The organism is Panacagrimonas perspica (assembly GCF_004364935.1).
Lineage (GTDB): Bacteria > Pseudomonadota > Gammaproteobacteria > Nevskiales > Nevskiaceae > Panacagrimonas > Panacagrimonas perspica.
Genome location: NZ_SOBT01000012.1, coordinates 307,225 through 329,385, shown reverse-complemented (window position 1 = coordinate 329,385; position 22,161 = coordinate 307,225). Strand labels below are relative to the sequence as shown.

General features: G+C 66.4%; 17 protein-coding genes. 2 read left to right on the top strand and 15 right to left on the bottom strand.

Annotated features, from left to right (window positions below; genetic code table 11):
• Positions 1-93 precede the first annotated feature (93 nt).
• The 12 genes from DFR24_RS23045 to DFR24_RS22990 all read right to left on the bottom strand — a co-directional run bounded on the left by DFR24_RS23045 (position 94) and on the right by DFR24_RS22990 (position 14,604).
• Positions 94-837 carry an HAD family hydrolase gene (locus DFR24_RS23045; protein WP_133883814.1) on the bottom strand — a complete coding sequence of 248 codons (744 nt, stop codon included), beginning with the start codon at positions 835-837 and terminating at the stop codon, positions 94-96.
• Positions 838-959: 122 nt separating this feature from the next.
• Positions 960-1,247, bottom strand: a complete 288-nt coding sequence (locus tag DFR24_RS23040; protein WP_133883813.1) for a hypothetical protein — start codon at positions 1,245-1,247, stop codon at positions 960-962.
• Positions 1,244-2,857, bottom strand: a complete 1,614-nt coding sequence (locus tag DFR24_RS23035; RefSeq protein WP_133883812.1) for a PepSY-associated TM helix domain-containing protein — start codon at positions 2,855-2,857, stop codon at positions 1,244-1,246. Before DFR24_RS23035 ends, DFR24_RS23040 begins: the two co-directional genes overlap by 4 nt.
• On the bottom strand, positions 2,854-3,171 hold the full coding sequence (locus DFR24_RS23030; protein WP_246051768.1) for a hypothetical protein: 318 nt from the start codon (positions 3,169-3,171) through the stop codon (positions 2,854-2,856). The genes DFR24_RS23035 and DFR24_RS23030 overlap by 4 nt, the downstream gene beginning before the upstream one ends.
• A gap of 131 nt (positions 3,172-3,302) precedes the next feature.
• Positions 3,303-4,277 carry a DUF6607 family protein gene (locus DFR24_RS23025; protein ID WP_133883811.1) on the bottom strand — a complete coding sequence of 325 codons (975 nt, stop codon included), beginning with the start codon at positions 4,275-4,277 and terminating at the stop codon, positions 3,303-3,305.
• A 381-nt stretch (positions 4,278-4,658) separates the two neighbouring features.
• Positions 4,659-7,400 carry a bifunctional [glutamate--ammonia ligase]-adenylyl-L-tyrosine phosphorylase/[glutamate--ammonia-ligase] adenylyltransferase gene (gene glnE, locus DFR24_RS23020; RefSeq protein ID WP_162851392.1) on the bottom strand — a complete coding sequence of 914 codons (2,742 nt, stop codon included), beginning with the start codon at positions 7,398-7,400 and terminating at the stop codon, positions 4,659-4,661.
• A 222-nt stretch (positions 7,401-7,622) separates the two neighbouring features.
• Positions 7,623-9,284, bottom strand: a complete 1,662-nt coding sequence (groL, locus tag DFR24_RS23015) for a chaperonin GroEL (protein ID WP_133883809.1) — start codon at positions 9,282-9,284, stop codon at positions 7,623-7,625.
• Positions 9,285-9,364: 80 nt separating this feature from the next.
• A complete protein-coding gene (locus DFR24_RS23010; RefSeq protein WP_133883808.1) occupies positions 9,365-9,652 on the bottom strand; it encodes a co-chaperone GroES in 288 nt (95 codons plus the stop codon).
• Positions 9,653-10,015: 363 nt separating this feature from the next.
• Positions 10,016-10,894: an alpha/beta fold hydrolase gene (locus DFR24_RS23005; RefSeq protein WP_133883807.1), complete on the bottom strand. Its 879-nt coding sequence runs from the start codon at positions 10,892-10,894 to the stop codon at positions 10,016-10,018.
• A gap of 229 nt (positions 10,895-11,123) precedes the next feature.
• Positions 11,124-12,809 carry an SDR family oxidoreductase gene (locus DFR24_RS23000; protein WP_133883806.1) on the bottom strand — a complete coding sequence of 562 codons (1,686 nt, stop codon included), beginning with the start codon at positions 12,807-12,809 and terminating at the stop codon, positions 11,124-11,126.
• Positions 12,785-13,270: a thiol-disulfide oxidoreductase DCC family protein gene (locus DFR24_RS22995; RefSeq protein WP_133883805.1), complete on the bottom strand. Its 486-nt coding sequence runs from the start codon at positions 13,268-13,270 to the stop codon at positions 12,785-12,787. The genes DFR24_RS23000 and DFR24_RS22995 overlap by 25 nt, the downstream gene beginning before the upstream one ends.
• Before the next feature lie 122 nt (positions 13,271-13,392).
• Positions 13,393-14,604, bottom strand: a complete 1,212-nt coding sequence (locus DFR24_RS22990) for an argininosuccinate synthase (RefSeq protein ID WP_133883804.1) — start codon at positions 14,602-14,604, stop codon at positions 13,393-13,395.
• 168 nt (positions 14,605-14,772) lie between these two features.
• Here DFR24_RS22990 and DFR24_RS22985 point away from each other — a divergent pair, with 168 nt between their 5' ends.
• Together DFR24_RS22985 and rnt are read left to right on the top strand one after the other, a co-directional pair.
• Positions 14,773-15,528 carry a ZIP family metal transporter gene (locus DFR24_RS22985; protein ID WP_133883803.1) on the top strand — a complete coding sequence of 252 codons (756 nt, stop codon included), beginning with the start codon at positions 14,773-14,775 and terminating at the stop codon, positions 15,526-15,528.
• Between the two features lie 95 nt (positions 15,529-15,623).
• Positions 15,624-16,310, top strand: coding sequence for a ribonuclease T (gene rnt, locus DFR24_RS22980; RefSeq protein WP_133883802.1), 687 nt, complete (start codon positions 15,624-15,626; stop codon positions 16,308-16,310).
• Between the two features lie 78 nt (positions 16,311-16,388).
• On the opposite strand, the gene DFR24_RS22975 is transcribed toward rnt, so the two are convergent.
• The 3 genes from DFR24_RS22975 to DFR24_RS22965 are packed head-to-tail and all read right to left on the bottom strand — an operon-like array spanning position 16,389 to position 22,073.
• Entirely contained in the window at positions 16,389-17,780 is a 1,392-nt protein-coding gene (locus tag DFR24_RS22975) for an efflux transporter outer membrane subunit (protein ID WP_133883801.1), read from the bottom strand.
• Positions 17,777-20,944, bottom strand: coding sequence for an efflux RND transporter permease subunit (locus DFR24_RS22970; protein WP_133883800.1), 3,168 nt, complete (start codon positions 20,942-20,944; stop codon positions 17,777-17,779). The genes DFR24_RS22975 and DFR24_RS22970 overlap by 4 nt, the downstream gene beginning before the upstream one ends.
• Before the next feature lie 10 nt (positions 20,945-20,954).
• On the bottom strand, positions 20,955-22,073 hold the full coding sequence (locus DFR24_RS22965) for an efflux RND transporter periplasmic adaptor subunit (RefSeq protein ID WP_162851391.1): 1,119 nt from the start codon (positions 22,071-22,073) through the stop codon (positions 20,955-20,957).
• Positions 22,074-22,161 lie beyond the last annotated feature (88 nt).

Below are 22,161 nucleotides of genomic sequence, written 5' to 3'. Positions count from 1 at the left end.
GCGTATCGGACGGCATGAGCAGGAAGACGATGCCGACGCACATCAGCAGGTCGATCAGCAGCAGGCAGGCCAGGATCATGGCAGCGTCCTCGATCAGTGCAGGTAGTGGGTCGACGGCCTGCGCGTCATCGCGCGCAGGCATCGACGGGCCATGGATTGCGCGGAGAGCCAGACCGCCACGTCGCGCGGCGAGTGCGCCACCCCGATCACGCCGGCGACCGACTCCAGCGCCTGGAGCGGCGAGTGCCCGTAGCCCAGGGCAAGTGCCGCGACGCCCAGGCGCTGAGCCGCGTACAGCTCGGTCACGCAGTCGCTGACGACGACGCAGTTCGAGGGCGCCACGTCCTGCGTACGGAAGAACTGCTCAAGCAGCACGCCGCGAGCGCGGCTGCACACGGCCGTCGGCGGCGTGTAGACGCTGGTCAGCGTCTGCTGCAGGCCATGCACGTGCGCGAGGCGCGTCGCGACCTCCGGGCCGGCCGTGGACAGGTAATGCAGTTCGGACGCGAGGTTCGGCAGCAGGCCGATCAGCCCCTTCGCACCCGGCAGCAACGGCGCCTGGTAACGCGCCTGCTGTTCGTAGACGCGCCAGTAGTGCTCGACGAATTCGGCGGCGAGCGTCGCATCGGTGCCGCAGGTCATGTTCCCGATCAGATCGCCGAGGCTGCGCGAGCGCAGGTCCTCCTGGCTCAGCTTCGGAAACCCGGAATGCCCGCGCAGCCGCGCCACCGAATCGAGCGCGCGGCGGACGCCCGCGACCGTGTCGACGAGCAGGGATTCGAGATTGAAGATGACGATCGGGCCAGCGGACACGTCATCAGGGAGCGGTTTGGGCACGTCGGTTCCTGGATGGACGAAGGACGTGCTGGCAAGTCGTCTCGCTGGCAAAACCACTTTAATGAGAATTCATCGCATTTGCAACGATGGCGACCTCGGGCGCAGACAACCCGTGCGGGACATCAACGCGGCTTGGGCGCCAGCACTTGCACGAGACCCCAACCAATCGCCGTCGCCGCGCCCATCCAGATCAGGAACGCCGGCCACTGCCCGCACACGATGAGCACGATGCCGGGCAGCAGGCTCGCCCAGGCCAGCAGCCGTCGCTGCGACGTGGGCATCGGCGAGGCTGTCCTCATGGCGCCCTTGAACGCCGTGCGCAGCCGTTTGGGATCGCGCAGCGCGATCGGCGTGAGCGCCAGCGCACTGGCCGCGACGGCACAGGCCGCCCAGGTCAAGGTCACGCTCATGAGGCGGCGACCTCGCCTTCTTCGGCGTCACCGTCCTGCGCCGCAGGCACGACGACCCGCGAGCGGCCCCAGGCCGCGCGCAGGCAGAGGACGCCGCCGAGCAGCAGCGCGACATCGAGTGCCGGCACCGTCGAAAGATGCGCCGACAACGCCGACATCCACCCCGGTCCGTCCGCGATCAATCGCAGGCCCGGCGCGCCGATCAGCGCGACGCCCGTACCCGCCAGCAGGAATCGGCGAAGGCGCTCCGGTTCGCTGACCAGGATCGTCAGCAGGCCGGTCGCCAGCGCCGTCGCGATGAAGGCAATCGCCATCGGCGCCTCGAGTTCCATCGCCCCCCGGCTGCGGCCGATGAAGTAACCCCAGGGCACCAAGGCGAGTGACAGCGGCAGGCCAAAGCCCACCCAGATCACCGCGCGCTCCATGCGACGCCACGCCGGCGACTCGGCGCGTCGCGCCGTCCACAGCAGCATCCCGGTCAGCGCGACGTAGCAGCTGGCGAAACCCAGCGCGAACCAGACCGCCTTGGACAACAAGCCGGCGAAGTTGCCGAAATGCAGCGGTCCCATCAGGTCCGCCGCCGCGCCGCCCACCGAAGGCACCAGGCCCAGGCCCGGTTTCTCGCGCACGAAGGCCCCGGTCGGGCCGTCGTAGACGTAGTTGTGGCTGATCAGCTCGCCGTCCGCAGGACGCGTGAACACCGTGACCTGCGCATCGGCGCGTCCGAAATGCGAAATGCTGGCGAACGCCGGCTCCATTTTCGCGCGCTGTCGCGCGTCGGCGAACATCGCGTCGAGATTTCCGATCGGCGCCGCCGCGGTGTTCTCCACCGGCGGCATGCCGACGATGGTCTCGATCAGCTTCACCTGATCACCGCCGAACGCCACCATCGCCATCGCCGGAATACCCATCGAGCTCGCGAAGCTGAAGAAGCTGCCGGTGAACGCCAGGATGAACGCGAACGGCAGATTCCACGTCGCGGCGATCACGTGCGCGTCGCGTCGCACGAGCATGGCCTCGCGGAACTTGCGGATCGTGAACATCTCCTTGATCAGGTGCCGGTGCACGAGCAGGCCCGTCACCGCCGCCACCATCATCGCGAGGCCCAGCATGCCGGTGACCAGCAATCCCCAAGGATCAGGGATGTGCAGGCTCACGTGCAGCTCGACGAGAAAATCCGCGAGTGCGTTAGAGACGTTGAACGCGCCGATGTCCTCGCCGAACCCCTCGCGACGATCCAGCACTTCCAGCGTCTGCGGATGCAGCTTGAACTCCACGCCGAAGTCTTCGGGCTGCGACGCGCCTTCCGGCGTGATGTGGTGATGGAAGAACGCCTCGATGCGTCCGCCCGCCCGCGGAAAGATCGACAGGTCCTCGTGGTACTTCGGATCGACGGTCGTCGCCAGTTCGCGCAGCTTGGCGTCGAGCCCCACCGGGAAAGGCGCCACCGTTTCCTGCTCCAGCGGACTCGACCAGTCGCCGATCTCGTCCGCGAACACCGCGATGACGCCCGTCAGGATCACCGCGTACAAGAGCAGCCCGAGCAGCACACCGCTCCAGCCGTGGACGGCCAGCAGCACCTTCGCGCGTTCCTGCGATAGCCGGATCATGCGGCAGCTCCTTTTCCGACGAACTCCATTGCGATCATCCCGCCATTGATGACGAGCAGGCCCAGGGTGACGAGCCAGGCGCGCAGCAGATTGCGATCGAGGCTCGTGTAGAAGAACAACGCGGCCCAGATCGCCGGGAACAACACGATCGGCAGCACGATGTTGTCGATGCTCGCGGCTCCCTTGGGCACCCACAGCGCGCCGCCCGCCATCACGACGGCAGCCGCGATGAACGCGACGGGACCCGCGAGGATTCCGCGCGACCAGCGTCGTGCGATGCCCGGACCGGACTTTTCAGCAGCGGATGGCGGCATCGTGAAACGGACTCGCCAGAAATCGAAAACGCACGCTCATCTCCACACGTTGACCAACTCCATTGAAAATCTTCTGGTGAGTTGGCTGGCGACCTTGTGGGTGGCTGGCTATCGATCGATCGCGCCGGCGATCAGTACCTCGGCGGTGCTTCCTGATGCTTCGCAGCCAACGGAATGGCAGCCGCTCCTGGCGGCACGACCCACTCCTGAAACGTCTTGTCGATCTGCTCGGCCCCGACCGCTTCCCCCGCCTCGACCGCTGCCGCCTGCGTGAACAGCGGAATGATCAGACCCATGCCGTCGACCTTGGTTTTCAGGCTCAGCCCGGCATTCGCAGCGAAACGCGAAGCCCAGGCGGCGCGCACCTGCGCCCAGTAATCCTTCGTGCCGGCCCAGTAGTCGTAGGCCGCCATGAAGTCGAAACCTTCGATGCGGCGGTAATCGTTGAACCCGAATTCGCGGACCAGCGAGCCGGTGGGCTTTTCGCCATCGCGCAGGGTCTTGGTGTTGTCCTGCTCGTGGGTCCAGCCGGTCGGCGTGATGCTGTGACGGTTCACCGCCTCGAGCGCGTTGTAGTCGGAGCGCACGGTGTATTCGCGCCGGGGCAGCGGCCGCCAGGTGTGATCCGAATTCCAGGTAGCGACACCGTTGTCGTAGGTCCAGCGGCCGGTGCCGCAATAGCGCGGCGCATCGCTGACCTCGTACACGCACTGCGTCCAGGCCCCGCGTGTGAGGGCGGCCGGCAGCGGCTTGATGCGCCAGGTCTGCTCCTCGGTGAACTCGAAGCGGCTGGCCGCCTCGTAGGTCCAGTCCTGCCGCCAGTGCTTGGTGATGTGCTGCCCATCGTCCGAGACCAGCAGGTGCTGCAGCACGATGCGACGCGAGGCATCCTCGACCAGCACCACCGTCTCGAAGGCGCCCGTGTTCTTGCTGTCGCGACGCTGGTAGCCGGGCGCGAGCACGGTGGTTTCCTCGAACGTGAAGCGCACCTGGTACTCGCCGAGCATCGCGAGAATGGCGCGGCGGTCGCGCTCGAACGGAGCCTCGCCGGCATCGACGACAGGACGCTCGACCGCCTTGTACGTCGTAGCAGCGGGGGCCTTCACAGGCTCGGGCTCCGCCGGCGCAACGGCACATGCGGCCAATCCGGTCGCCAGCACCAAGCAGCCGCTGAGGCGCAGGAAGTCTGCAGAAAGCTGCGAAGAACGAGGTCGGCGGCACGGAGCGGACAGCACGGGGAGGATCTCGGTGCGTGTTGCGCGTGAGTCGAGCGAAGAACGGAACGGGGCTTCGTTGTGCATCGCAGGCTCCTGGGAGAGGCTGGCGATGGGCTGGCCGGGTGATCGTTGCAAGGACGATACAGGCCGCAAGGTTATGGGTGGGGAGTCCAGATGGTCAACGCGAGGCGACCCATCTCCCCTCTCTCCGCTGGCGCGGGGAGAGGGGACAAGGTGGGTGCACGTCGGCAGCACCTCGCGACAAGGGTGTCAGTCCTTCGACTCTTCCGCTTCGGCGAATTGCCGCTTCCACGCGGCGCGAACATGCGCGCGCTCGGAGGCGAACCTCTCTTCGGTGGCCAGCGCTTCTTCGCTCTGCAGCGCCCGCGAGTGCGCGAAAGCGCGATACGCGCGATAAGCCGCGATCAGGTCGCTCCTGTCTTCCGGCGGCAGGCTGCCGGCCGCGGCCAGAGCGTCGAGCTGACGCCAGTTGTCCGACCATTCGAGCAACTCGGGCCGATCCGCCGCGTCGCGCAGCACCAGGTACTGCGTCAGGAATTCGCTGTCGATGACGCCTCCTTCGCCCTGCTTGACGTCCCAGGCTCCGGGCCGGCGCTTTTCCAGATGGCCGCGCATCTTCCGCCGCATCTCGACGATTTCCTTCGCCAGCTTCTTCGGCTCGCGGCGCCGACCCAGCACCTCGCGCCGTAGCGCCTCCACCTGCTCACCCAGCGCGACCGGACCTGCGACGTAACGTGCGCGCGTCAGCGCCTGGTGTTCCCAGGTCCATGCCTTGTCGCGCTGGTAGGCAGCGAAGGACTTGAGACTGACCACGACCGGACCGGACTGCCCGCTGGGTCGCAATTCCAGATCGACCTCGTAGGCGCGGCCGGCCGGCGTCAACGTCGACAGCCAATGGATGATCCGCTGCGTCAGGCGCGCAAACCAGGCGGCGGCGACAATCGAACGCGCGCCTCCAGACGTCTCGACGTCCCCCGGCACGTCCTCGTGCACGAACACGAGATCCAGATCCGAGCCGTAGCCGAGCTCGATGCCGCCGAACTTTCCGTACGCGATGGCTCCGAGGCCCGCCACGCTGCCGTCCTCGCGCACGACCAGGCCGTGACTTTCCTTGAGCTCGAGCATCGCGCGCTCCATCGCCGCCGACAGCACAGCCTCGGCGAGCCACGTCAGGTGATCGCTGACTTTCACCAGCGGCAGGCTGCCCGAGATGTCCGCCGCCGCGATGCGCACAGTGACCTCGTTGCGATAACGACGCAGCAGGTCCATGCCGGTCTCGACGTCCTGCACTGGCACGCCCGCGAAGCGCGCCGCGAGTTCGGAGGTCATCGCGTCGCGCCCCGGTGGCGCGTAGAGCGTGCGCTGGTCGAGCAGCGCGTCGAGCACCGCGGGCGAGGCGGCGATCTGTTCCGTCACCCACTGGCTCGCCGCGCACAACCGCACCAGGTGGGCGCGCACGACGGCCGACTGGTCGAGCAGGGTCAGGTACGTGGAGCGGCCGGCAACCGACTGCACGACGCGCAGCACGCGCTCGGCCGTGCGAGTCGGCTCGTCGGTGCGCAGACATTCGTCCAGCAACTGGCCGAGCGCGCGGTGCAGGCTCAGCCCTGCAGCTTCCGAAAGACCTCGCACGAGGCGACTTTGTGCAAGGTCCACGAGTCGCTGCGCAAGGCTTTCGTCGGCGCCGGAGAAGCCTTTCTCGAGCAGCACCGCCTTGAGATCCGAAACCTTGATCTCGGGTCCGAACGCGGTGCGCACCAGCGGCGCGCAGTCACTGTCTTCGGCGTCCTGTGTGGGGTCTGCGAAAACGCGGCGGAATTCCGCGTTGACGTAGGCGGCGACCTCGTCGAAGCGCGCGCGCAGTTCGCCCCAGTTTGCGAAGTCCAGCCCCACGCACAGTGCGTGGCGCCTGTCCTCGTCCATCGGCAGCCGATGCGTCTGCTCGTCCTCGTACATCTGGATCGCGTTTTCCAGCTTGCGCAGGAAGACGTAGGACGCGTCGAGCTTCTGCGCGGTATCCCGCGGGAGTAGGCCCGATTCGCCGAGATACTCGAGCGTGGGGCGCAGCGACGGATTGCGCAGGGACGCGTCCTGTCCACCGCGCACGAGCTGGAACGACTGCACGATGAACTCCAGCTCGCGGATCCCGCCCGGTCCGAGCTTCACGTCGTCGACGACCTTGCGAGCGACGACGTCGTCGTGGATGCGGCGCTTGAGATCGCGCAGGCTGTTGATGGCGTTGTAGTCGAGATAGCGGCGATATACGAAAGGCCGCAGCCGTCGCAGGAAGTCTTCGCCGGCCGCGATATCGCCCGCGATCGGCCGTGCCTTGATCATCGCGTAGCGTTCCCACTCGCGGCCGTGCGTCTGGTAGTACTCCTCGGCCCCATCGACGCTCATCGACATCGGGCCGGCGGAACCGAAAGGCCGCAGCATCGTGTCCACGCGGAACACGAAGCCGTCGGCCGTGCGCTCCGACAGCAGCTTGCCGACCTCCTGCGCGAGCTTGATGAAGAAGCGCTCGTTCTCGATCGGATGGGCGCCGTCGGTCATGCCGTCGGCGGTGTGCAGGAAGATCAGGTCGATGTCCGACGAGAAGTTGAGCTCGCGGCCGCCGAGCTTGCCCATGCCGAGGATCACCGGATGCGCCTGCGCACCGTCGGCGTCGCGCGGGCGTCCATGCCGCTCGATCAGCCCTTCGCTCACCCACGCAACGGCGCGCTGGCAGGCCGAATCCGCCAGCGCCGAAAGACGCTCGAGCGTCTGCGCGACGGACGCGACGTCCGTCAGTGATGTCGCCGCGATGCGCGCCATCGCCGCGTTGCGCTCGATCCGCAGCTGGGCGATCCGTTCGTTGTGATCCGTCGGCTGCCCTGCGCCCGACGGCTCGGGCATCGCGCCCAGCAGATCCTGTCCGGAAAAGCGCCCGGCCCATTGCGCCACGAAACGGCTGGCGGCTCGCGCCCTGCTCATCAGGTCAGGCACCGTCACAGCATCGTTCTCCTCGTGTGAAACGGACTCCATTATTCACTCGCGTCCGGGAACCCGTAGCCCTGGCAAAGCCCGGGGTTGCGCTCCGTATTCGACGAGAATCCGGGTTACAGGTTCGGACGACGCCCACAAAAAATCAGGGCGCCCGAAGGCGCCCTGATCTGCAACTTGCTGCTGCGCGTGGCCGCGCGGTGGGCGCGCGACCAGGGGCTGGAGCCGAACTTAGAAGTTCATGCCCGCGCCGACGCCCATTCCGCCACCGCCGTCCATCGGCGTGCCGCCCGGGAAGCCAGGGGCATCGCCCTTGGCCGGAGCGTCCGCGATCATGGCTTCGGTGGTGAGCAGCAGGCCGGCCACGGAGGCCGCGTTCTGCAGCGCCAGGCGGGTGACCTTGGTCGGGTCGATGATGCCGAACTCGATCATGTCGCCGTAGGTGCCGTTGGCGGCGTTGTAGCCGAACGAATCCTTGCCTTCCGCAACCTTGTTCAGCACAACGCTCGGCTCGTCACCGGAGTTGCGCACGATCTGGCGCAGGGGCTCCTGAATGGCGCGCTTGAGGATGTTGATGCCGATCTGCTGGTCGGGGTTGGCAGCCTTGAGGTTGTCCAGCACCTTGGCAGCACGCACCAGCGCAACACCGCCGCCGGCCACGATGCCTTCTTCCACCGCCGCACGCGTGGCGTGCAGGGCGTCTTCGACGCGGGCCTTCTTTTCCTTCATCTCGACTTCCGTCGCGGCGCCGACCTTGATCACCGCCACGCCGCCGGCCAGCTTGGCCAGACGCTCGTGCAGCTTTTCCTTGTCGTAGTCGCTCGTGGCGGCTTCGATCTGCACGCGGATTTCCTTGATGCGCGCGTCGATCGCCTTCTTGTCGCCCGAACCGTCGACGATGGTGGTGTTTTCCTTGTCGATCTGGACCTTCTTGGCGTTGCCCAGATGGGTCGGCTCAGCCTTCTCGAGCGTCAGGCCCACGTCTTCCGCGATGACCGTGCCGCCGGTCAGGATCGCGATGTCCTTGAGTTGCTCCTTGCGACGGTCGCCGAAGCCCGGGGCCTTGACGGCCGCGACCTTCAGGATGCCGCGCAGGTTGTTGACGACCAGCGTGGCCAGGGCCTCGCCTTCGACGTCTTCGGAGATGATCAGCAGCGGACGACCCTGCTTGGCCACGCCTTCCAGCACCGGCAGCAGCTCGCGGATGTTCGCGATCTTCTTCTCGGTGATCAGGATGAGCGGGTTGTCGAGTTCGACCGACTGGCTCTGCGCGTTGTTGATGAAGTACGGGCTGAGGTAGCCACGGTCGAACTGCATGCCTTCGACCACGTCCAGCTCGTTGTCCAGGCCCTTGCCTTCTTCAACGGTGATGACGCCTTCCTTGCCGACCTTGTCCATCGCGTCGGCGATGATCTTGCCGATCGCCTCGTCCGCGTTGGCCGAGACGGTGCCGACCTGGGCAACGGCCTTGCGGTCCTTGCAGGGCGTGCTGATGCGCTTGAGCTCGTTGGAGACTGCTTCGGCGGCCTTGTCGATGCCGCGCTTGATGTCCATCGGGTCGACGCCCGAGGTCACGGCCTTCAGGCCTTCGTTGACGATCGCCTGGGCCAGCACGGTCGCCGTCGTGGTGCCGTCGCCGGCGGCGTCGGAGGTCTTGGAAGCGACTTCCTTGACCAGCTGGGCGCCCATGTTCTCGAACTTGTCCTTCAGCTCGATTTCCTTGGCAACCGACACGCCGTCCTTGGTGACGGTGGGGGCGCCGAACGACTTGTCGAGCACCACGTTGCGGCCCTTGGGACCGAGCGTGACCTTCACCGCGTTGGCGAGAACGTTGACGCCATAGACCATGCGCGAACGTGCATCATCACCAAACTTAACGTCTTTTGCAGCCATGTTTAGCTCCGTTAATTACATTCAAGGCCCGTTCCGCTGTGCGGTCGGGCTAGATTATTTTTGAGAGGCGAAAGCCTTGATCAGGCGATGACCGCCATGATGTCGTCTTCGCGCAGCACGACGAGCTCTTCACCTTCGATCTTCACTTCGGTGCCCGAGTACTTGCCGATCAGGACCTTGTCGCCCTTCTTGACGTCGAGCGGGTGAACCTTGCCATCGTCCGAACGCTTGCCGGGGCCAACGGAGATGACTTCGGCACGCAGCGGCTTCTCAGCGGCGCTGTCCGGGATGAGGATGCCGCCAGCGCTCGTCTTGGCTTCTTCGAGACGCTTGACGATGACGCGGTCATGCAGGGGACGCAGTGCCATATCTCTACTCCTGATTATTCAATGCTTTGGGGTTGATTCACTGAGAAGCTGCGACAACCACATGAGACTCGCCGGACCGGCGGAACTCAGGTTGTTAGCACTCTCTGGTGAAGGCTGCTAATTCTTGGCCACTCAATCTGCGGATTCAAGGGGGACGGCAACTTTATTTGCGGCGGGGGGCAGGCAGAAGTCCGTAAATCGCGTCGTGGCGGCGAGAAGAAACAGTCACCCCTCGAATATGGAGACGTCTTACCCGGTCACAACCGGCAGACCTCGGCGACGACGATCTTCCGATCGGGGTCGCGGTCCGACGGAGGTGATTCGGGCGGGGATCCCGGACTTCGTCCGGGCTACGGCTGCGGGTCAGGCCTTGAAGAACTCGATCACGCGATCCGCGAACCACTCGGGGTCTTCGTACTGCATGAAGTGTCCGCGTCCGGTCGCCTCGCACAGCTCGAACGGGCCGCGATAGCGCTTCTGCTGTTTCTGGAACATCTCCGGCCCGATGGCACCGTCCTCGGTGCCGTAGATCGCGAGCGTCGGCACGCTGACGGCGGAGAACGCGACCTTGAGCGCGGACGGGTTCACCAGCAGCCCGGGGAGCGACCGGTAGTACGAGAGCGCCGCCTTCAGGCGTGCCGGCTCGCGAAAATTCGCCTTGATCGGCTCGATGTCGCCCAGCGAGAAATTCCAGCCCGGCGACCAGCGTCGGATCAGGTTCTCGACGACCCATTCGAAATCATTGGCTGGCAGCCGGCTTTCCGCCCAGAACGGCGACTGGAACTTGAAGATGTAGTGCGATCGCTTGAGCTGCGCCCCGCTCGGTGACAGCAGGAAACGCCGCAGGTGAGGCACTGCGGCGACCACGATCTTCTCGAAGCGATCCGGCCGCAGGTTGGCGGCGTACTGCGTGATCGGCGCACCCCAGTCGTGGCCCACGACGTAGGCCTTCTCGCCCTTGTTGAAGTGCTCGATCAGTGCGAGCAGGTCGAGCCCCAGCGTCGGCAGGGAATAGTCGCCATCCGGCGCCAGATCCGTGGGCGCGTAGCCGCGCAGGAACGGCGCGACCGCGCGAAAGCCCGCTGCCGCCAGACGCGGAACGACCTGGCGCCAGCACAGCGCGGTATCCGGAAAACCATGCAGCAACAGCACGAGCGGGCCCTGCCCGGCTTCGTAATAGGCGAACTCGAGACCGTTGGCGCGAATGGTCTGGATCTGCGGAGCGTCGAAAACTTCGGTCATCGTGCGTGTGAGAAAAATGAGAGCCGTGATGGGAGGACCTTAACCCAGGGGTGTTGCAGCGGGTAGCGCGTCGCGCCGCCCACCGATGCATCGACATCCGGCCACGCCCCAACGTTCACGGGAGCGCGGACGTGGATCACTGCGATCCCGCTGCGGACGTCGAATTCCCGAGGCAAAAACGTGGTCCACGCAGGAAAGATCTCGAGCCCGACGTCCGTCCGGGCGCATGTCAGCACGTTCCGTGCGCGGACTCCGGCAGCAGCCATCCTTCGTAGCGCACCACCCGCCCGACCATCGGCAGGCTGATGTCCACGTCGAAGCAGAAACGCCCCTGCCCGTCGACGTATTCACGGGTCTGGCTCACCGGCACGATCCATCGTGGCAAGGGCACGCCGAGCGCCGTGGCACCGAGCATCGGCATCTGCAAGCCCGTCTCGTCGACCGGCACCTTCAGGCGGAATACCAGTGCACCGAACCGCTCGCGAACCTGGCCCAGCGGATCGCCGGCAGCCGCGCTCAGCACGGACTCGAACCGGTACCGTCCGAACTGCCGCGTCCAGCGCTCGCTCGCGCCGCAGCGTTCCATCCGCACGAGCACGGGCGTGCGTTCGATCGCCGGCGGGAAGCGCATCACGCGACCGATCAGCCACGCCAACACGCCCGCACCGCCGGTGACGCGCGCCTCGCCACGGAAGCGGCGCACGTCGAAGACATCGTGGCCGTCCTGCACCTGCGGCGGCAGCCGGGTGAATTCGGCCCCGAGCGCCCGCTCGTACAGCGTGTACCACGCCGACTCGTCGCGGCCACAACGAATCGGAAGCCGGCTCGTTGCCTGTTCGATCTCGTCGATCGACAACTCGGCGACGCAAGGGCGCGCGCCCACCGCGAGCGTGCCGCTCGACAGCCGCCCGATCAGACAGAACGCGGGAATGGCCGGCACGTACGGACCCTCACCGCTTTCGGCGATCAGCGTCCAGGTCCGCCGAACGCCGCGACCCGTACCCGACTCGCGCCCGAGCACGTCGACGCGCATGCCACCGCGATCGGAACCGAAGCTCTCGAGCTGCTGCGCGATCCAGCGCAAGGCCCGCGCCCACGGCGCAAGCGACCGCAGCAGTCGCAGCCGCGGCAACCACGACAGCAGCCACAATCCGAGATGCAGCAGCGGCAACTCCAGGCCTGCCCGGAACGTCACCGAACGCGCGTTGAAATGCCGTGGAAGCAGCAGCAGGTCCGGGCTTCCGATCCAGCTCGACCATCGCGCCGGAACGCGCGTGCCATCCGGCAGTTGCAGTCCATCGCGGCGCAGCCCGCTCCAGCCATCGACGACGCTCGTCGCATCACCGCGCCACAGCTTCAGCGGCCGCCCCACCTGCGCCAGGATCGCCTGCATCACCGACAGTCCGCGCGGCGCGCGATTGCCCGGCAGGATCAGCGTCTCGATCTTCTCGATGCGCTGCAGGCCCGCGGCCAGCGCGGTGACGGCCGCCGAGGAGATCGCCGGGACCGAGCTGGCGCCGGAGATCGCGACCCGTTGTGCACTGCGCGCCTGCGCATCGAGCGCAACGATGCCGGCCGCGAAGGCACCGTCGTCGGCAAGATCGAGATAGTGCGCACCGGCGAGCAGCGCCGCGCGCGCGAGGCGATACGGATCGCCCGAATCGTAGGACTGGAACAGACCCGCGGCGTCGACGACGACGAACGGGCGCTCGCGTGCGAAGACCGCCGCCGGATCATCGTCGCGATCCAGTTGCAGCGGCTCGCCGCCATGCTGGGCGCAGAACGCACGCGCCGCGTCGAGCGATCGGCCGGCGACCAGGACGCGAAGGTCTCCGCGCGCGAGCAACAGCCGGGCCAGGCGTCCTCCGAAGACGCCGTAGCCGCCGACGATCAGGACGCTGGCGCGGTCTTCCATCCGTCCGGCAGAAAGCGTGCACGCAACGCCGCCGTCGGCATCAGGCAGGCCTCGCGCTTGCCGAACCAGCGATAGCGGTTCTTCGCGACGAGGTCGTACATCAGATCCGCGATCAGCGAGGGAATGAAACGGGCCGCCGACAGCACGCGCCATGCGCCGGGCAGGCGGCGCATCACGGCTGCGAAAGCGTCCAGCTTGGTGTGCAGCACGCCATCGTCGAGCACCAACACCGTGTCGAAATTCTCGGCAGGCAGGCCGTAGTGACGGAACAGCGCCTGGCCGAGCGCCGATTGCGCGAGCACGAAGCGGAAGGCGTCGCGCGTGTCGTGCTGCTGGATGAAGTGCATCGAACCCGAACACAGCACGCAGACGCCGTCGAAGACGACGATCGGGCGACCGTCGTCGAAGCGCGGCACCGACGCGTCGTCCCGATAGCTGTGGCGCTGTGCGTGAACGGCCATGCGTTCAGGTCGTGGGAAAGTGCGATGCGATCGTCGCACACCGCACCCGTAGCCCGGGTGCAACCCGGGGCTTTCCTCCGACATCGGAGAAGAAGCCCCGGGTTGCACCCGGGCTACATCGCTCAGCGCTGGTCGCGCTTGGCGCCGGTACGCAGACGCAGACCGTTCAGGCGGATGAAGCCTTCCGCGTCCTTCTGGTTGTACGCGCCACGATCGTCCTCGAACGTGGCGATCGTCGCGTCGAACAGGCTGTCCGGCGAACGACGACCCGCGTTGTAGACCGAGCCCTTGTAGAGCTTGAGGCGGACTTCACCGTTCACGCGCTCCTGCGAAGCATCGATCATCGTCTGGAGCATCTTGCGCTCCGGACTCCACCAGTAGCCGTTGTAGATCAGGCTGGCGTAGCGCGGCATGAGTTCATCCTTCATGTGCGCGACCTCGCGGTCCAGGCACAGGGATTCGATCGCGCGATGCGCCTTGAGCAACACGGTACCGCCCGGCGTCTCGTAGCAGCCGCGGCTCTTCATGCCGACGTAGCGGTTCTCGACGATGTCGAGGCGACCGATGCCGTGCTTGCCGGCGATCTCGTTGAGCTTCGCCAGGATATTGTGCGGCGAGAGCTTCTCGCCGTTGATCGCAACCGGATCGCCCTTCACGTATTCGATCGTGATCAGTTCGGGTTCGTTGGGCGCGTCTTCCGGGTTCTTCGTCCAGCGCCAGATATCGTCCGGCGGGCACCACCACGGATCCTCCAGACCGCCGCCTTCGTAGCTGATGTGCAGCGAGTTGGCGTCCATCGAGTAGGGCGAACCGCCGCCCTTCTTCTTGGCGATCGGAATGTTGTGCTCGGCGGCGTAGGCCAGCAGCTTCTCGCGCGAATTCAGGTCCCACTCGCGCCAGGGCGCAATGACCTTGATCTCCGGCCACAGCGCGTAGGCGCCGAGTTCGAAGCGCACCTGGTCGTTGCCCTTGCCGGTGGCGCCGTGGCTGATGGTGTCGGCGCCGGTGATCTTGGCGATCTCGACCAGGCGCTTGGCGATCAGCGGGCGCGCGATCGAGGTGCCGAGCAGGTACTCGCCTTCGTAGATCGCATTGGCGCGGAACATCGGGAAGACGAAGTCGCGCGCGAATTCCTCGCGCAGGTCGTCGATGAAGATTTCCTTGACGCCGAACTGCTGCGCCTTGGGACGCACGTGGTCGAGTTCCTCACCCTGGCCGATGTCGGCGGTGAAGGTCACCACCTCGCACTGGTAAGTGTCCTGCAGCCACTTGAGGATGACGGAGGTGTCGAGACCGCCCGAGTAGGCGAGGACGACTTTGCGGGTCTTGCTCATGGAGGGAAGGGCCGAAGGGGCGACGAAGCGGGCGCGAATTATTGGACCCCAGGGCGGATGTCTCAAGTTGTCACATGGCGGGAGACCCCCTCCATACCCGTGACCGCAGGCTATCTTGGGCACCTGTGACCCCGACCGGCCTGCCCCTCACCCTCGTGCGACACCCTCATGCCCACCTGGCTTGAAGCCGGCTTCTGGGGCCTGCTCGCCGGCTCCGCCCTGCTGCTGGGCGCCGGCATCGGGTACTTCGCCCGCATTCCGCAGCGCGTGATCGCCGCCGTCATGGCTTTCGGCAGCGGCGTGCTGATCTCCGCGCTGTCGTTCGAACTGATGGACAAGGCCTTCGAGCGTGGCGGATTCGACTCGACCGCGATCGGCTTCCTGGCAGGGGCCGCGCTGTTCACGGGCGGCAACGCCCTGCTGGCCCGCCGCGGCGCGAAACACCGCAAGCGCTCGGGCGCGCTGCAACCCACGGAGAAGGACAGCCAGGGCAGCGGAACGGCCATCGCCGTCGGTGCGCTGCTCGACGGTATTCCCGAATCCATCGTGATCGGCCTGAGCCTGCTGCAGGGCGGCGTCGTCAGCATGGTCGCGGTCATCGCCATCTTCCTGTCGAACCTGCCGGAGGGCCTGTCGAGCGCGGCCGGCATGAAGCGCGCAGGACGCAGCGCGCGCTTCATCTTCGGCGTCTGGGGCGGGATCGCGCTGGCGTCCGGTCTGGCGGCGTTGCTGGGCTACTCCGCGTTCCGCGAGTTCTCGCCGGATGTCATCGCCGCCACCACCGCCGTCGCGGCGGGCGCGATCCTGGCCATGCTGGCCGATACGATGATCCCCGAGGCCTTCGAGGAAGCGCACGACATGGCGGGCCTGATCACCGTGGCAGGTTTCCTGTCCGCCTTCGCGCTCAGCAAGCTCGGCGGTTGATCGCGCTTCCATACGGTGTCGGGCTGCAAAAAAGCGGCTGAAAACGCCAGCAAGGTCCCGGGTCCGCCCGGACCGTCGGTTATAGTGCCGCCCCCATGGATGCCCCTCCCCCTCCTCCTCCGCCCCGCATCGGCCATCGCTTCCGCGGATTCCTTCCGGTGGTGGTGGATGTCGAAACCGGCGGGTTCAATAACCAGACCGACGCCCTGCTCGAGATCGCCGCGGTGATCCTGGGCGTGGACGAGGCCGGAAATCTGGTGCGTCGCCAGACCGTCTTCAGCCATGTGGAGCCCTTCCCCGGCGCCAACATGGAAAAGGCCTCGATGGAGGTCAACGGCATCAAGGTGGACAACCCCTTGCGGCTGGCCAAGAAGGAAACCGACGCGCTGGCGCACATCTTCAAGCCGATCCGCCAGGCGATCTCCGAGAACGGTTGCACGCGCGCCGTGCTGGTCGGACACAACGCGCACTTCGATCTGGGCTTCCTGAACGCCGCGGTCGCGCGCACCGGCATCAAGCGCAATCCGTTCCACCCGTTCTCGTGCTTCGACACCGTCACCCTGGGCGGCAGCCTGCTCGGCCAGACCGTGTTGGCGCGCGCGGCCGAGGCGGCGGGACTGCCGTACGACGCGCGCGAAGCGCACTCGGCGATCTACGACGCCGAGATGACGGCCGACCTGTTCTGCACCTTGATCAACCGCGTGCGGCCGCTGTTCGAAGGCATCGGCCTGCCGCGCGATGCGGCTGCGGTGGAAGCCGAGGACGGCGCTGCCTCAGCGTAGCCCGGACGAAGTCCGGGGTTGCGCTCCGTATTGCGAGGAAAACCCCGCTCTTTCGCTTCGCGAAATTCAACGTCCGGGCTACGGTGATGCCTGCTCCACCCAGCCGCCGCCGAGCGCCCGATACAAGTCCACCGTCGACAGGCGTGCGCTCAGTCGCGCCGATGCGCGCGCCAGCTTGGCGTTGAACAGGTCGCGGTCGGCGTTGATGACGTCGAAGTACGACGAATAGCCCACCTTGTAGCGCGCGGTCGCAATTTCCTCCGCGCGTTGCTGCGCCTCCACCAACTGATTCTGCGAAACCTCGACCTCGGCCAGCTTCTGGCGCGCGACCAACGCGTCCGCCACTTCGCGAAAACCGTTGCGGACCGCGCGTTCGTACAACGCCAGGGCCTCCGCCTTGCGCGCATCCGCCAGGTCGACGCGATAGAGATTGCGATCGGCGTCGAGCAGCGGCTGCAGCAGGTCCACGCCGATCGACCACGTCTCGGCACCACGCGTGAACAGATCGGCCATGTCGCCGCTCAGCGATCCGTAACCACCCGTCAGCGAAATGCTCGGGAACAGCGCCGCCTTGGCCACGCCGACGCGCGCATTGGCCGCGACCAGTCCCTGCTCCGCCTGCAGGATGTCGGGCCGGCGTTCGAGCAACTTGCTCGGCAGGCCGCTCGGGACCTCGGGATTCATCGTGCTGGCGGTCGCCAGCGTTCCGTGCGTGAAGCTCCCGGGATTGCGACCGAGCAACAGGGACAGGGCGTGCTCGGTCAGAGCCACCTGGCGCTCGAAGTCCGGAATGTTCGCGCGCGCCTGCGCCAGCTGCGCTTCCGCCGATGCGACATCCAGACCGCTGACGACGCCGCGATCCGACTGCGCTCGTGTCAGCTTCAGGAATTCCTCGCGGGTATTGAGCGTGGCGCGCGTGACCTGCAGCTGTTCTTCCAGACTCTCGAGCCGAAACCACGCGGTCGCCACATCCGACACCAGGCTCACCAGCACGCCACGACGCGCGTACTCGGCGCCGAGCAGTTCGGCGCTCGCCGCTTCGTCCTCGCGTCGCAGACGGCCCCACAGATCGAGCTCCCACGACAAACCCACCCGCGCGGTTCGGGTGGTCCCGATGCGATCGCCACCTGCGCTGGCATCTACCGCGCTCTTGCCTCGCTCGACGCCGCCGGTGATGCCGATCTGCGGCAGCAAGGTCAGGCCGGTCGAGCCCAACACCGCTCGCGCCTGGTCGACGCGCGCAACCGCAGCACGCAGGTCCAGGTTGTTCTCGACGGCGGTGGCGATCAGACGCTTGAGTTCCGGATCGCGGTAGAGATCCCACCAGCCCTGGTCCGCGATCGATCCGGGCGCCGTCGAAGGCGCCTCGCCGAAGCTGGCGGGGACGTCGATGTCCGGCCGCGCATAGTCGGGTCCGAGCGCGCAGGCCGAAAGCGCCATGGCTGCAACGCTGACGAGCAGACCTCTCATGACACGGCCTCCTGCGGACGCTCAGCCGAAGGGGCGTGCGGATGAGATGGCCCACCGCGGAAGCGATCGATCGTGCCCTGGATCACGACATAGAACACCGGCACCAGGAAGATGCCGATCAGCGTCGCGGCCAGCATGCCGAACACCACCGTCGTGCCGAGCACCTGCCGCGCCGCGGCGCCTGCGCCGCTGGCGATCACCAACGGCAAGGTGCCCAGGATGAACGCGAACGAGGTCATCAGGATCGGCCGCAGGCGCGCCTTGGCGCCCTCCACCGCGGCCTCGGCCAGCGGCATGCCGCGCTCGTAGCCGAGCTTGGCGAACTCAACGATCAGGATCGAGTTCTTCGCCGCCAGACCGATCAGCATGACCAGACCGATCTGCGCGTACACATCGTTGGCGAACCCGCGGAATGTCAGCGCAAGGAACGCGCCGAACACCGCGAATGGAATGCCGAGCAGCACCGCGAATGGCACGACCCAGCTTTCGTACAGCGCTGCGAGCACGAGGAACACGAACAGCACGCTGGCCGCGAAGATGTATTGCGCCTGCCCGGATGCGCGCCGTTCCTGGAAACTGACGCCGCTCCATTCATGCATGTATCCCGCCGGCAGGTCCGCCGCCAGGCGTTCCATTGCGGCCATCGCCTCGCCTGAACTCACCCCGGGCGCACCCGAGCCATTGATCGTCACCGAGCGGAAAATGTTGAAGCGCTCGATGTAGTCCGGCGTCTGCCGCATCTTGGTGGAAACCAGCGTCGACAACGGCACCATGTCGCCGTCCTTCGAGCGCACGTAGAGCTGGTTGACCGCCTCGGGCGATGCCCGCGCGTGGCCGTCGGCCTGCGCGGTGACGCGATAGGTGCGACCGAACAGGTTGAAGTCGTTGATGTAGCTGCCGCCGAAGAACGTCTGCAGCGAGCTGAAGATGTCGGAGATCGGGATGCCCAGCGTCTTGGCGCGTTCACGGTCGATCGCGTACTCGACCTGCGGCGTGTTCGGATTGAAGACGGTGAACACGCGCGTCAGCTCGGGATTCTGATTCGCCTTCGACAGCAGGTCGCCCATGCTGCCGACGAGGCCGCCAAGCTGGCCGCCGGTGCGATCCTCGAGAATGAACTCGAAGCCGCCGCCCGAGCCGATGCCGGGGATCGACGGTGGATTGATCACGAGGAAATTGGCGTCCGTGATCTTGCTCGTCGCCGCCTGCAGTTCCTTGAGAATCTCCTGCGCCGAATGCTTCGATCCGCGATCGCCCCAGGGCTTGAGCGAGATGAACGACGTACCGGATGACGAGTTGGTGATGCCGGACAGGAAGCTGAAGCCGATGATCTCGATGACGTTGTCCACGCCCTGGATCTTTCGCACGGCCTCGTCGTACTTGAGCATCACCTGCTCGGTGCGCTGCATCGAAGCGCCGGGCGGCAACTGGATGGACACCAGCAGGTAACCCTGATCCTCGTCGGGAAGAAAGCCACCTGGTCGCGCGAGCACCAGCCAGCCGGCAGCGACCGTCAGCACGCCGAACACCGCGATGCCGATGGCGGATCGCCGGATACCACGCTGCACCGTGCGCGAATAGCTTTCGGTCGCACGCGCGAATCCGCGATTGAACGCACCGAACATCTTGCCGAGCACGCCCGGCAGGTGCGACTCCTCGCTCGGCCGCAGCAGCATCGCGCACAGCGCCGGTGTGAAACTGAGCGCCACCAGCAGCGAGATCAGCACCGAGATCGACAAGGTGATCGCGAACTGCCGGTAGAACTGGCCCGTGAGACCTGGCAGGAACGCGGCCGGGATGAACACCGCGGACAGCACCAGCGCGATGGCCACCACCGGACCCGCGACTTCGGCCATCGCCTCGCGTGTGGCTTCGCGCGCGGTCAACCGTTTGTTGGCATCCATCTTCGCCGTGACTGCTTCGACGACGACGATCGCGTCATCGACCACCAAGCCGATGGCGAGTACCAGCGCGAACAAGGTCAGTGTGTTGATCGAGAACCCGAGTGCCACGAACGCGCTGAACGCACCGATGATGGAGATCGGTACTGCCAGCATCGGGATCAGGGTTGCGCGCCAGCTCTCGAGGAACAGGAACACGACGACGAGCACCAGGATCGTCGCGATGACCAGCGTGTGCACGACCTCGTTGACCGACTCGGACACGAACTGCGTGATGTCGAACGGAATCGCGTATTCGATGCCCTTCGGGAAGCTCTTCGACAGGTCTTCCATCGCCTTCTGCACGCCGCGGCGCACGTCGAGCGCGTTGGCGTCGGGTAGCTGATAGATGCCGATACCCGCCGAGGGTTCGCCATTGAGCTTGTTGGCGCGGTTGTAGTCGGTGGCGGCAAGCTCGATGCGCGCGATGTCTTTCAACTGCACGAGACTGCCGTCACGCTGGGCGCGCACGACCACGTTCTCGTACTCGGTCGTACTGGTCAGACGACCCTTCACGTAGACCGCGTACTGTTTCTCCTGCCCCTTGGGCGCGGGTTCCGCGCCGACAGTGCCGGCGGGCGCCACGACGTTCTGCTCGTTGAGCACCGAGGCGATGTCCTGCGTGGTCACGCCCAGGCGCGCCATCTTCTCGGGATCGAGCCAGATGCGCATGCCGTAGTCGCGCGCGCCGAACACGATGACCTGACCGACACCCGGTACGCGCGCGAGGGCGTCGTAGACATTCAGCGTCGCGTAGTTGCTCAGGAACAGGTAATCGAATTTCGGATCGGTGGCGCGCAGCGTCACCAGCATCAGGATCTGCGGCTGACGCTTGGTCACCGTGACGCCCTGGCGCACGACTTCCTGCGGCAGCTGGCGCTGCGCGATGGCGACGCGGTTCTGCACCTGCACCGCGGCGATGTCCTGGTCGGTGCCGATGTCGAAGGTGACGGTGAGCGCGTAGCTGCCGTCGTTGCCGCTCTTCGAACTCATGTACAGCATCTTCTCGACGCCGTTGACCTGCTGCTCGATGGGCGCCGCGATGGACTGCTCGACAGTGGCGGCATCGGCGCCGGGGAAGTTGGTCGACACGACGATCGACGGCGGCACGATCTGCGGGAAGCGCGCAACCGGCAACTGCGTCAGCGAAATCGCGCCGGCGATCGTGATGATGATCGAGATGACCGCCGCGAAGATCGGACGGTCGATGAAGAAATTGACCATGGCGTGCGCCTCAGGATTTCGCAGGCGCGGGCTCGTCGGCCTTGGGCACCACGGCAGGTGGCGGAGCGTCGGCTACCTTGGCGTTCACGGGGGCGCCGGGCTTGAGCTTCTGCATGCCCTCGATGACGACGTGCTCGCCGGCCTTCAGCCCCTGCTGCACCAGCCAGTCGGAGCCGATGCGCGCACCCATCGTGACGTCACGCGGTTGCACCTTGTTGTCGGCGTCGACGACCCACACCGAGGTCTTCCCCTGCAGTTCCTGCACGGCGCGCTGCGGCACCAGCAGCGCGTTGTCGAGGCGATCGGTGTCGACCAGAACGCGGGCGAACTGGCCGGTAAGCAGCTCGCCCTTCTCGTTGTCGACAACCAGACGAATCGGCAGGGTGCCGGTGGCGCGATCCACCGCAGCGTCGATGAAATTGAGCTTCACCGGCCCTGCGTGCTCGGTGCCGTCGGCGAGCACCACATGGAACACGGCCGTGGGGCTGGGCTTCTCGCGATTGATGCCGTAGCGGTGCTGCAACTCCAGCATGCGGCGTTCGCTGATGCTGAAGTTCACGTACATCGGGTCGGTGTCGTACACCGTGGTCAGCAACGTGGAATAGGCGGTCACCAGTCCACCGATGCGGATCTGTGCGCGGCCGACGATGCCGTCGATCGGCGCCGTAACCGTGGTGTAGTCGAGGTTCAGCTCGGCCGTCTTCAACGCGGCAAGGGCCGCGTCCACCGATGCCCTGCCTGCGGACAGACGCGCCTTGACCGCATCCACCTCCTGCTGGCTGACCGCGTTCATCGCGGCCAGTGGCGAGACGCGTTCGAAATCGCGCTCGGCCTGCTCGGTGGCGGAGCGTGCCTGCGCCACCGCGGCGCGTGCCTCGGCCCGTGCGGCCAGGTAGGGCTGGGAGTCGATGACGAACAGCACCTGGCCCTTCTTCACGCGGGCGCCTTCGACGATCTCCACCTTGTCCAGCAGGCCGCCGACACGCGGCCGGATCTCGACGGTATTGAAGGCTTCGGTCTCCGCCACGTACTCCACCGTGACGCGGGCCGCCTGCGGCTTGAGTTCGATCACCGAAACGTCGGAGGGCGGCGGCGGTGGAGCTTCCTTCTTGCCCGAACAGGCCGCCATGACAGCGCCGACCAGCAGGAGGAGAACGAACCGCGCGGAACCGCGGGAAACCAGGGAGGGCGAGGGCATGGCGGACGAGACCGGATCA

Excerpts from the sequence above, each read along its gene's own strand:
- rnt (WP_133883802.1), top strand. The coding sequence starts at position 15,624 with ATGGATGCCCCTCCCCCTCCTCCTCCGCCCCGCATCGGCCATCGCTTC.
- DFR24_RS22965 (WP_162851391.1), bottom strand. The coding sequence starts at position 22,073 with ATGGCGGCCTGTTCGGGCAAGAAGGAAGCTCCACCGCCGCCGCCCTCC.
- groL (WP_133883809.1), bottom strand. The coding sequence starts at position 9,284 with ATGGCTGCAAAAGACGTTAAGTTTGGTGATGATGCACGTTCGCGCATG.
- DFR24_RS23035 (WP_133883812.1), bottom strand. The coding sequence starts at position 2,857 with ATGATCCGGCTATCGCAGGAACGCGCGAAGGTGCTGCTGGCCGTCCAC.
- DFR24_RS23010 (WP_133883808.1), bottom strand. The coding sequence starts at position 9,652 with ATGGCACTGCGTCCCCTGCATGACCGCGTCATCGTCAAGCGTCTCGAA.
- DFR24_RS22970 (WP_133883800.1), bottom strand. The coding sequence starts at position 20,944 with ATGGTCAATTTCTTCATCGACCGTCCGATCTTCGCGGCGGTCATCTCG.
- DFR24_RS23030 (WP_246051768.1), bottom strand. The coding sequence starts at position 3,171 with ATGCCGCCATCCGCTGCTGAAAAGTCCGGTCCGGGCATCGCACGACGC.
- DFR24_RS23005 (WP_133883807.1), bottom strand. The coding sequence starts at position 10,894 with ATGACCGAAGTTTTCGACGCTCCGCAGATCCAGACCATTCGCGCCAAC.
- DFR24_RS23040 (WP_133883813.1), bottom strand. The coding sequence starts at position 1,247 with ATGAGCGTGACCTTGACCTGGGCGGCCTGTGCCGTCGCGGCCAGTGCG.
- DFR24_RS22990 (WP_133883804.1), bottom strand. The coding sequence starts at position 14,604 with ATGAGCAAGACCCGCAAAGTCGTCCTCGCCTACTCGGGCGGTCTCGAC.
- DFR24_RS22995 (WP_133883805.1), bottom strand. The coding sequence starts at position 13,270 with ATGGCCGTTCACGCACAGCGCCACAGCTATCGGGACGACGCGTCGGTG.
- DFR24_RS23000 (WP_133883806.1), bottom strand. The coding sequence starts at position 12,809 with ATGGAAGACCGCGCCAGCGTCCTGATCGTCGGCGGCTACGGCGTCTTC.
- DFR24_RS22985 (WP_133883803.1), top strand. The coding sequence starts at position 14,773 with ATGCCCACCTGGCTTGAAGCCGGCTTCTGGGGCCTGCTCGCCGGCTCC.
- DFR24_RS22975 (WP_133883801.1), bottom strand. The coding sequence starts at position 17,780 with ATGAGAGGTCTGCTCGTCAGCGTTGCAGCCATGGCGCTTTCGGCCTGC.